At 53.0% G+C, this 9,984-nt stretch carries 7 protein-coding genes and 2 pseudogenes; 3 read left to right on the top strand and 6 right to left on the bottom strand.

All coding sequences use genetic code 11. The features are described 5' to 3' along the window. Positions 1–255: 255 nt before the first annotated feature. A pseudogene (locus ABJN75_RS17900) lies at positions 256–1,191 on the top strand (IS3 family transposase); the annotation flags it as partial. A 23-nt stretch (positions 1,192–1,214) separates the two neighbouring features. On the opposite strand, the pseudogene ABJN75_RS17895 reads toward ABJN75_RS17900, so the two are convergent. The 4 genes and pseudogenes from ABJN75_RS17895 to ABJN75_RS17880 form a co-directional block, all read right to left on the bottom strand. Further along, positions 1,215–1,502 (bottom strand): annotated as a pseudogene (locus ABJN75_RS17895) (Tn3 family transposase); the annotation flags it as partial. Between the two features lie 211 nt (positions 1,503–1,713). Beyond that, complete coding sequence (locus ABJN75_RS17890; RefSeq protein ID WP_348440941.1) at positions 1,714–3,348, bottom strand: tyrosinase family protein; 1,635 nt, start codon at positions 3,346–3,348, stop codon at positions 1,714–1,716. A 143-nt stretch (positions 3,349–3,491) separates the two neighbouring features. Further along, complete coding sequence (locus tag ABJN75_RS17885) at positions 3,492–4,475, bottom strand: hypothetical protein (protein WP_348335099.1); 984 nt, start codon at positions 4,473–4,475, stop codon at positions 3,492–3,494. A gap of 660 nt (positions 4,476–5,135) precedes the next feature. Beyond that, complete coding sequence (locus tag ABJN75_RS17880; protein WP_348440940.1) at positions 5,136–6,542, bottom strand: tyrosine-type recombinase/integrase; 1,407 nt, start codon at positions 6,540–6,542, stop codon at positions 5,136–5,138. Between the two features lie 466 nt (positions 6,543–7,008). Here ABJN75_RS17880 and ABJN75_RS17875 point away from each other — a divergent pair, with 466 nt between their 5' ends. Further along, positions 7,009–7,866 (top strand): hypothetical protein, encoded by an 858-nt coding sequence (locus ABJN75_RS17875; protein WP_348440939.1) that lies wholly within the window; start codon positions 7,009–7,011, stop codon positions 7,864–7,866. A gap of 171 nt (positions 7,867–8,037) precedes the next feature. On the opposite strand, the gene ABJN75_RS17870 is transcribed toward ABJN75_RS17875, so the two are convergent. Beyond that, a complete protein-coding gene (locus ABJN75_RS17870; protein WP_348440938.1) occupies positions 8,038–8,190 on the bottom strand; it encodes a hypothetical protein in 153 nt (50 codons plus the stop codon). 716 nt (positions 8,191–8,906) lie between these two features. Here ABJN75_RS17870 and ABJN75_RS17865 point away from each other — a divergent pair. Further along, entirely contained in the window at positions 8,907–9,452 is a 546-nt protein-coding gene (locus ABJN75_RS17865) for a YaeQ family protein (RefSeq protein WP_348440937.1), read from the top strand. Between the two features lie 237 nt (positions 9,453–9,689). On the opposite strand, the gene ABJN75_RS17860 is transcribed toward ABJN75_RS17865, so the two are convergent. Further along, the coding region (locus ABJN75_RS17860; RefSeq protein ID WP_348440936.1) for an FCD domain-containing protein at positions 9,690–9,984 on the bottom strand (295 nt) is incomplete at its 5' end.

Genomic DNA, 9,984 nt, shown 5'->3' with positions numbered 1-9,984 from the left:
AATTACAGCTCAGGGCCTGTTGAGAGATTTAGTCCAGTTAAGATTTTGGTCGCTTTGTCCGCTTTATCGACTTTGCTCCCGAAACTCGACCGTCCTCACTCCGCCCGAAACAGTCGTCTGTTCACAGGCGCTTCCGGCCCTCAGCGGTCATTCACTTGCTGAAATGGCGTTGCGATGCAGCCCGCCAAAGCAGCCATTCGTTGCATCTGCGAAGGCGGCTGGCAATCAGATGCCGGCAATGAAGGAGCTGGTTTCAAAAAAATGTTGACGCCTGCCGTGAAGCGCGAGGCAGTCGCGCACCTGAGGTCCCTGTTCGGGCTCTCGGAACGGCGGGCGTGCCGGATTTCCGGGGCAGATCGCAAGATGATCCGCTACCAAGCGCAGCGTGCTCCGGATACGGAGCTGCGCGGTCGGCTGCGGGACTTGGCGAATGAACGTCGCCGGTTTGGCTATCGACGGCTCTTCGTCTTGTTGCGCCGCGAGGGCGAGCCTTCCGGGATCAACCGGATCTATCGGCTCTACCGCGAGGAAGGGTTGACGGCCCGCAAACGGAAGGCTCGGCGCAAGGTCGTTGGAACACGGGCACCGATCCTGGTCGAGGCACGGCCAAATGCGCGCTGGTCGCTCGATTTTGTGCATGATCAGTTCGCCAACTGCCAGCGCTTCCGGGTGCTCAACGTGGTGGACGACGCCACCCGTGAATGTCTCGCCGCGATCCCGGGCACCTCGATCTCGGGGCGCCGTGTCGTGCGTGAACTCACGGCCCTGATCGAGCGCCGCGGGAAGCCCGGAATGATCGTCAGTGACAACGGAACCGAACTAATCAGTAACGCCATCCTGTGGTGGTGTTCTGAGCACGGGATCGAATGGCATTACATCGCGCCGGGCAAGCCGATGCAGAACGGCTTCGTCGAGAGTTTCAACGGTCGCATGCGGGATGAACTGCTCAACGAGACCATGTTCCGCAACCTGGCTCACGCCCGTATCGTCATCGCTGCCTGGGCCGCCGACTACAACACCGAACGCCCGCATTCTGCCTTGATCTACCAGACCCCGGCTGATTATGCGCGAATGCTGACCACTGCAATCGCCCGCCCCGCTACGTGAGATGATAACTCCGCGCGTCGGCCGATTGTTCAACCTGCGCCGATCGGCGTAAATACCAACCAGGCTCCGGTCGCGGCTGGGTGAAAGTTTAACGGCAGGTCATCGATGGGCCAAAGATATTCGCCAGTTAGCAGGATTTGAGCCCAGCCCAAGGGTGAGATGTGGGCCAAAAGCTCTGGGGTCACATCCAGGCCTTCATTCCGGCGTTCGGCGACAGCATGGCCAAGATGGACAGTATTCCAGTAGACGATAATCGCCGTGAGTAGGTTCAGCCCGGCGATCCGGTAATACTGCCCTTCGGTGGTTCGGTCGCGGATTTCGCCTTGCCTACCAATGCGCAAAGCATTTTTGTGCGCATGATGAGCCTCGCCTTTGTTCAGACCGATCTGGGCGCGATCGTTAGTGTACGATCCTGCCCCCTACCGGAATCGACCCCCATCAGACCGCCGAAATTGACCAGCTTCCAGGTATTCCCAAAAATAGCCCAAATTCCTGTGGGACCTCGCGTACCTTTATGCAGATGGACCCCATGTGTTGTTAATTGGTGCGTGTTTGATCCCTCGGTTCACCACCCGCATGCCATGCGGGCAAGATGGAAAGGCGATACTATTCTTCCACGATGAAAACAGACACCGAGCCGAATGTTACAGGCTTTGAACCAAACGGTACGGGGGACCCCACCTCCACTTTAGGAGCGGTCGTGAGCGCGTAAGGAACGAACACAAGCTGCATCTGCTCCATGCCGACGCCGGCGCTCGAAATCGCGTCTGTGGCATCGAACCTCTGATCGAACGCACGTGACTTCTTCATCGAGTGTACGAACAAATTTACCGACCCGAGATAGCCCGGATCGTTTGTCATGAGCCCGGTTGCTTTGGCGCTGCGCGGAATCAGATAGACGTCGAGACCATCAGAGGACAAACCATTGGCCTTGATGTCGTGAATGCGTAGCACAACTCTTCCTGGGCTTGCGCTTATTCGCTTTTCGGCGTCGGCAAAAGCCAATGCGTGGCCATCTTCCACGGCCCCGTCGGCGAACAGTTGGACAACGGTTGTTTGCTTGGGATCAACCGTATGCCCTTGGTCGATCCTGACTGCCGTTTCAGTACGAGCCGAGGACTTTGCCGGACTGCTCGCGGCGACAAGTTGCGGTTTCATGATCTCGTCCGGCAGCTCAAGCGGCTTGCAGTTCATGTCTTCGTACGCGAACTGCACACCAAGAGCACGATGATCAAAATACTCCTTGCGAGACCGGTTCACGATTCCACCCTTTGTGTCGTGGAAGAACCAAGGCTTTTCGTCGAACCATTCCTGATCCGGCAGCGGACCCCAGGTTTTACCGTTCATGCAAGACCAGACCATCCACAGGCGGTCGATGTTTGCGTGGTGTATCGGAAATATCGGATCGAAGCCGGCCGTCATCGGGATGGCCATGCCGCCGATGGAGCCCGTCGAATTTCCCTCGCCGTCGGTGCCGATTACAATGCCGCCAACCGCACGATGGATCTGATCGTGTGGCGCCTGTTCCAATATTCCGCGCGTGTCCGGATTGTCATCGTAGACACCTCCGCCGAGACCACTCGCTTCATCTTCTCCGAAAAATGTGGGCGCACCGAGTGCCCGAGAATCATCGACCGCCCTGGGACTCAGGGTCGTCAACGGAACCTGGTCGGTATGGGGGTGCTCGTAACGGCAAAGAAAGAAATCACGCTCTGCATGAAAGAGCGGATTAGGCACCTTGTTGAACGCGCCGTCCAGCATGCTGATGCCGAATTCGCGCGGAAAATCGCGCTGATCGGCCCGTGAGCACTCCCAGTACGGAATAGCAAAATCGCTCTCGCCCGTGTGCAACCGGAGTATTTCCTCGAAATGATGGGTGTAGGCACGGTGCCAGGGGAGGAAGTTTGCCGAGTTCTGACCGTAGTGCGGACACTGGTTCCAGAGCTTCTTGCGATCCAAATCCAGGACTTTAGGATCGTCCTTGGCAGCTTCCGCCACCATCTGGTTGGTCACGCCATGGATTGCGGCCTGATAGAACCAGCTGAGCGGATCAGACGGTTTGCGCTTCTTCATTTCATCGACGCCGCGGCGCAGTGCCTTGAGCAGTCGATCATCCTTTACAAATTCGTGCAACGGAAGCCTGACGGGTTTGCCTGCGGCGAAACTTTTTACTGCTCCCGGGGCAGTCATTATCAGTGCGCTCGAAAGCGCAAGCTTGTTCAATTCTCTGCGATTTAACATTTTACGCATCCTATATTGGATTTTTCGTCCTTTTGTCTTCGACTTCCTCAAAATTACTTACAAGAATTAGAATATTTTTTTCAAATAGTTCAATAATGTCATTTGTGTAATTATTATTCTGAGAATTTAAACTTTTCGGGAACCTAAAATGCCGGCCCTTCATTAAGAGAAGGCAACGGCCTGGGAGTAATTGTCACTGTATCCGTGCCGAGAGAAAAAGTGTTTAGGCCATTCGATGTTGAAATCTTGGGCGTACTTTCTTTAAGTTTCTTGAAGTAATCTTCCTTCTGTTGCTGCGAGTAAGGCACTTCCTCGCACGTCTGATCAATACCATTGCCTCTGCAATAAGTAAGACGCTTCGCGTTATCCTCGTTTGCTTGTGCTGTCGGAAGCTTGAAGTTGAGAACGTAAGTTCCAGTTCTTGTTCTAGAAGCGTCAACACTGGGAATAAAATTGATAGTATAAGGTGCCGCAGGATAAGTTGTTGCACCAACATCAACCCCAATTGTCTTCGTAATTATGAACGTCAGAGTGGTATCAACACTCTTCATGTTGAATGTCTTCGTCTGCGCACCCGTCGCAGCTTCGACGGTATTTACGAAGTGTGAGACCAAAGACTCCGCTATGTCGTTGTCGGAAAATCTAACTTTCAGTTTCTGGCATTGATGGTCATTGGCGCGATTTGCGTTGGGCGTGATCGAAAAGGTAAGTTTATCCTGTCGTTTGGTTGTTGTGCCCAAGTTTCCTTCCAGCCCTGGCCCCAATGTACTGTCATTGCCTGTTGCCGAGGTTGGTAATCCTGCAAGAATTAGGGAGGATTTTACGCTTGCGCTATTTGTTATTTTTGTTTCAACCGTTCCCGAAAAACTCCCATTACCGCCTTGATATATAAAAGCTTTTGCTGATTCATTTCCGGCGTAGACCGTCGATTTCAGCTGGTCTACTCCGCGAACACCCTCAGATATTTGGCACGTAATTGCTTGTAAGACATCGCTGCTCTTTATTTCATCACCTATGAAAATTGGGGAAGCGTAGAGACCAGGGATATTAGAAGCCGGGAACGCTGCGCAGCCGGCGGCACCCCATGAGAAAGCTAAAATTGATAGACCACGAAGATAAGTCGACACAGTTGAGCCCCCAACAGCAACTATTAAGTGTAGGTAGACTTTATCTAGTGGTTAATTTTTTACAACCAAAAATTGAATATCTAATAATTTATCGTCTTCGAAGGCTCCGCCGAAAACGGTCATCTTTAAAACTCCAGACTTGATCTGGCGGACACCTCAGCCAGCGATACTTAGAGTGTCATTCCGCCCCCAGCCGGAACCGACCCCATACTGGCTGGATAACGCCTCAGGGTAGAATTGCCAATGCCTGCTTCGTCCGCATCGCAGCCATTTGGTGCTGCTGGCAGGTGGTTTTTGCAGCGAATGACCGCTATAGCCAATCGTGCCAGCTAACTTCGCGGCTGCGGCAAATGTCCGTTCCCCGCCCTTTAAGGACCTTTGTACAAATTGCATGAAACGGCTGCCAAGGGGACCGGATCAACTACTGGCGAACGTCTGAAATGGGAACGCGAAGCAGACATTGGGTTCGCGGTTGGGGAGCAGTCTTCCGGTAGTGTTTGCCCTGTCATACCACCACCGAGACTCGCCTGGCCTACTTTCTGAATGAGGTCGAAACATAAACATAAAGATCATCCTAACGCTTTGAAATACATAGCGCGTGCCCAAACCCTGCGGTCGCGAATAGCCTCGTAAGACAAGGCCTTTCTAAAAGGACCCTGGTCAGGCGCTGATCTGCTGACTACCCATTTCACTGAGGATGAATTCCAACCCGCCTCCCGGTGTGGTCAACTCAGCTTCGGTTGCCCGCTCTATTGCTTCATTCGTAAGCCAATCCATGACCGCCTCGGCTCGCTCTATGCCTTGTCTCATGAGGTCATTCTCCCAACGTTGTTGCGCCTTCTTTCTAAAAACTTCAAACCGGGATTGAGATCGTCCACCTTTGACGGGAAGTAGAAAGGATTGCTGTCTTTGCAAATCGGTTCTTTTCAAAAGCCTGCTTGCGCCTTTTCGCTTGTTCAGTTCGCTATTTTGAGCTGCTGGTGTTTCAGCTTGGTCAGTTTCGATGGGTTTCTTTGAAGGGTTCTTTCGAAGGGTTTGGGTCTCATTTTTGAGACCCTTAAGGTCTCGACGCTGAGACTGTGATGGTCTCAGTTCTGAGACCTTAGAACGTCCTTCAACTGGCCCGTCTCCGGTCTTCATTCCATGATCCCAGTCTTCGACAAAAGCTCGGAATTTCTGCCAATTTGGTAAATAGGCCGTTCGGTGGGATTTGCCGCCATGACTTTTCCTTTCGATCAGCCCGAGTTGATCCAGCTCATTCGTCGCTCTGAGCACTGCGGCACGGCTAATCTTTAAGAGCTTAATGAGCCTTCCAATGCTTGGATCGCATTGACCGGTCCGCTTGTTGAAATGATCGATAACCGCCGCCGCAACACGACGTGTGGAAGCCGAAAGGTCGGGAATACCGGCCATGGTCTTGGCCGAGGTGAAGGCCCGGTTCAACTGACGCGGCGAAATCGGATTGATCTTCGGCTTGCCCGGGAACAGCCAGCCTTGCGGCCGTGCCTCGCGCCAGTAATCGCGCAGCAGGTCCAGAAGCCCGGGCGACAGCATCACCTTGCGGTCCTTGCGCCCTTTGCCCTGCTCGACATGGATCAGCATCCGGTCGCTGTCAATGTCGCTGACCTTGAGGCTGCACACTTCCGCGGCCCTGAGACCCGCGCCATAGGAAATGCTGAGGGCGGCGCGGTATTTGAGGCCCGGCCCAGGCGCCGCCATCAGGAGATCGGACACCTCCTCGACGCTGAACACCAGGGGCAACTTCCGCGGCTGCGTGCGGAACTGCATGTACCGCTTCATGTCCTCGCGCCCGCAGGTCATGCCAAAGAAAAACCGCAGCGCCACGATACGGGCGTTGAACGTGGTCGGTGAGACCCCCGCATTGGTCATGTGAAGCTGGTACGCGCGCAAATCCTCCGGCGAGGCCGTGTCCAGGGACCGCCTCAGAAAACCTGCGAAATCCTTGATCGCCCGGATATGGGCCTTCTGGGCTTTGTCGCCCATCCCGCGAATGCGCATGTCTTCGATCATCCGCTCGCGCAGCGGCGTGGTTCTCTCCTCCGTCATGGGAACCTCCTGTCTGATGATTTAGAACACCCCAATCGTCAGACAGAACCGACTATCCCCAAATCACGCCGTGAAGATCAGCGTAAAGCGCCCGCCAGAGGCACCATTGCCGCGCGAGCGGCTTCGTCCATGGGCCGAATTTAACCGCGCTGTCTGTGGTCAAATTTCCGAAAAAACTTTTGGAGTTTCCGGGTCAATTGACATGTCCGGTTCAGGCATCCATCTGAATATCAACAAACATTCATTTTGGGCGAATTGCGATCGTGCGGTTCGGGCGACAATGCATCTGACCAGGCGCTTGCTGGCAGCCCCCAATACTGTTGGCGATGTCATCGGTGGACCACGCAAGACTTCACGAAATCGCTTCAGGATCGCTGTTTTCACAAGCAGGGAGTTACAGACAAGGCTCAGATGACATATAATGGTTTGGCAAAGTGAGTGACCAAAACAGAAACCGGAGACTGATGTGTCACCAAGTAAGGGCCGCGTCGAAAGACTGATTGATACGATCGCTTCAGAGTTCCAATCTCATCTCATCGACTTGTGGAACACTTCCACCACCTTCGATATCCAAGACGGGGCCGTTCAAAAAATGATCTCAAGCGAAGCACCCTTTGGTGTCGTAGGGATCAAGATCCTCATGTCCAATCCGGGCGACAAAAATCGGCTATTTGAGCACCAATGGAATTTCAGCATCGGGATAACCGGATGCGAGTTCACGCTCTTGGATGTCGATTACCAGAACGACGTTTGGATTGGCGATGGGAGTTCAGCCGAATTCGCAGGGCACGAACACATTGCCTACAAATCGGTTGAGCACATGGTTGCCTTTCATGGCGATGATTTCGGCGTCGGAACAGTCTTCATCGAAAAGATTGGTGCCCTTTGCCCCAACCTGCTTGAAAAGCCGCCGCTGTTCTTTCGGCTGCCGCGAAGGGCACCACCCGCCTACAGATATACTGTGGCATCCAATACCATTCGCGATGAGTTGGGGCTTTCACGTGATAATGGCACGGTTTTGCTTGAAACAATGATCAAAGAACACGGGATTGACCCTTATACGATCCTTCTGTCCTTCCATTCGGATGAAAACTTCTGGCTGGTTGATCTACCTGAATCGCTTATCGACCGCTACCAACATGGCCTGATTGATCCAAACCTAGGTGAACACCATTCAAACCTTGAAGTTGGGGCTTCCATTGCAGCAGAGGCTTTGAGGAACAAGTACCGGCAGAAGCCAAACAGCGCTAAGCGCAATAACGGCGTCTTTTTCTCCATGTCCGGCAGTGGTTCTGCGTCAGGTTATTTGAACGGATTGAACTGATTTGACGGTGGCTTGGGCCATCTTTCTTTGCCGCAATAAAGCGGCCAACTCCCGAATGGCAAATTCCTCAGATTGAGATCAAGCGGCCATCTTACGATGGTGCTATGGTCACCATCGATTTCAACTATGCTTCCGACTTCGACCGGGCGCAAAACGGTTACAGCGATCATGTCATTCCGCTACTCCGCAGGATCGAGTATCTTCACTTTTGATATCCGCGAATTTCTCGAGCAAGGCGCACGTCCGTTTTAGAGTTTCCTCCTCCTCTTCAATCAGAATTGTCAGGAGATCCAGGATTTCATCAAGTTCAGCATCTTTCTTCATGTAAAGTCTTCACCCCCCGCACATAGTCGCCAGAAACCAACGCAGCCCAGTCTCAGCCGAGTCGGAAAGACCGTCGAACATCCCGGCTGGGTTTTCCAATTGTTTGTTGTGGGTCTTGATGGCGGCAATCCACGGAAATGCGCGAATGTTTTTCATTTCTCGGGTTGGGCATCAGGATTTCAATGGCAGACCCGTATGGTCACAATAAATCGTGTTGGCGACGAACAGGCGGCTTTGCATTCAGCTTGGCTTGAGTTAGGGGAGACACTGTCAGCTGATGTGTATGGCCCCCCACTGCGCCATCCCCGAAGCCGACGTTCGACTACTAAGTTGCTATTGGCAGCTTTGGGTCGCTTCTAGCCCTTGATCTTTTTCCGCGCACCAACCTGCGCGGGCCAATTTAACGCCCCATTTTCCGCGCCTTTGACACTTCGGCTATGACCGTCCGGGGACCCGCTCTGACTAGGCGAAGGGTTTGCCAGTTACGCCGCGGATACCGCTTAACTCCAGGGGAGATGCCATACCTGTATTGTATTACCCCGGTTCAGACGCCACCTTGAAGGTGTTGACCTGATACGGACCACACATCATACGCAGTTAGCTCACACAACTTTACGACACCTATTCGGCCCCCTTTTTTCGTGGCCTTTTTATCTGCTTTCACAATGTCATCAGACGCAGTAAGCATCCTAATCTTCGAATTATTGGGACATATCATGGCGCAAAATGCCACTATCTATAAAGTCGAACTTTCAGTCTCGGACATGGATCGTCACTATTATGACACCCATAAGCTGACCGTTGCCAAACACCCCTCAGAGACGGATGAACGGCTGATGGTGCGTATTGTAGCTTTTGCGCTAAATGCCCATGAGCATCTGGATATGACAAGGGGCCTTTCGACGGATGACGAGCCGGACATTTGGCAGAAAAGCCTGAGCGGCGAACTTGATGTGTGGGTGGCCCTCGGGCTTCCCAGCGAAAAAGTGATGCGCCAATCATGTGGCAAAGCTGACAAGGTGATCGTCTACCCTTACGGCGGCAGGACGGCCGAGATTTGGTGGGACAAGATCAAAACTAGCACTTCCCGTTTTGAAAATCTTCAAGTGATAAATTTTTCCGAGAAAGACACGGGTGAACTGGCAAAACTGGCAAGCCGCGCGATGAAGCTCCAGATAAATATTCAGGACGGCGATGTGATGGTTAGTGTTGGTGATAACATCGTTTACGTCACCCCGTTAAAATGGAAGAGTGCCGCATAACTCACGGGGGCTGGCCCAAAATAGATTTAAGTTGCTCGGTGGCGTCATCATGATCATATGCGGCTTACCGATGTCCGCACTTAAGAAGCTGCGCTGCAGCGTCGGGATCTTCCGTAAACGGCAGCATCGGGCCTTGGCTACCATCGATTTGATCCAAGAAAATGCTTAGTATAAGGAAATCAAACCTCATCGGTTGCCCTTCAAGATGAGCTAAAGCAGCCGCAAAATCATGCAACATCAATCTCCCTCTTGATTCATGCGTGCGCCCATCAGCAATTCTCGATACCGCATTTGCCCACCTTTTAGATGCGCGCGCATGGCAGTTTCAGCGCCTTCGCTATCGCCCATCGCGATAGCGTGCAAGATGGCTTCATGCTCACCATGAATGAAATTGCGATAAGCCAGAAGCTTGTCCATCGCGCTTCGATCAACGATTTTGGATTGCGGGATGGCACTATTTCCGAAGGACTCCAGAAAGGAACGGAACATCGGGTTGTTGGTGGCATCGGCGATCGACAAGTGTAGGTTCAGA

Origin of the sequence: Hoeflea sp. (genome assembly GCF_039975035.1) — a bacterium.
Lineage (GTDB): Bacteria > Pseudomonadota > Alphaproteobacteria > Rhizobiales > Rhizobiaceae > Hoeflea.
This window is presented reverse-complemented; position numbering and strand designations above follow the sequence as displayed.

Coding starts and splice junctions, on each gene's coding strand:
- ABJN75_RS17890 (WP_348440941.1), bottom strand. CDS start 3,348: ATGTTAAATCGCAGAGAATTGAACAAGCTTGCGCTTTCGAGCGCACTG.
- ABJN75_RS17880 (WP_348440940.1), bottom strand. CDS start 6,542: ATGACGGAGGAGAGAACCACGCCGCTGCGCGAGCGGATGATCGAAGAC.
- ABJN75_RS17870 (WP_348440938.1), bottom strand. CDS start 8,190: ATGAAGAAAGATGCTGAACTTGATGAAATCCTGGATCTCCTGACAATT.
- ABJN75_RS17865 (WP_348440937.1), top strand. CDS start 8,907: ATGGCGCAAAATGCCACTATCTATAAAGTCGAACTTTCAGTCTCGGAC.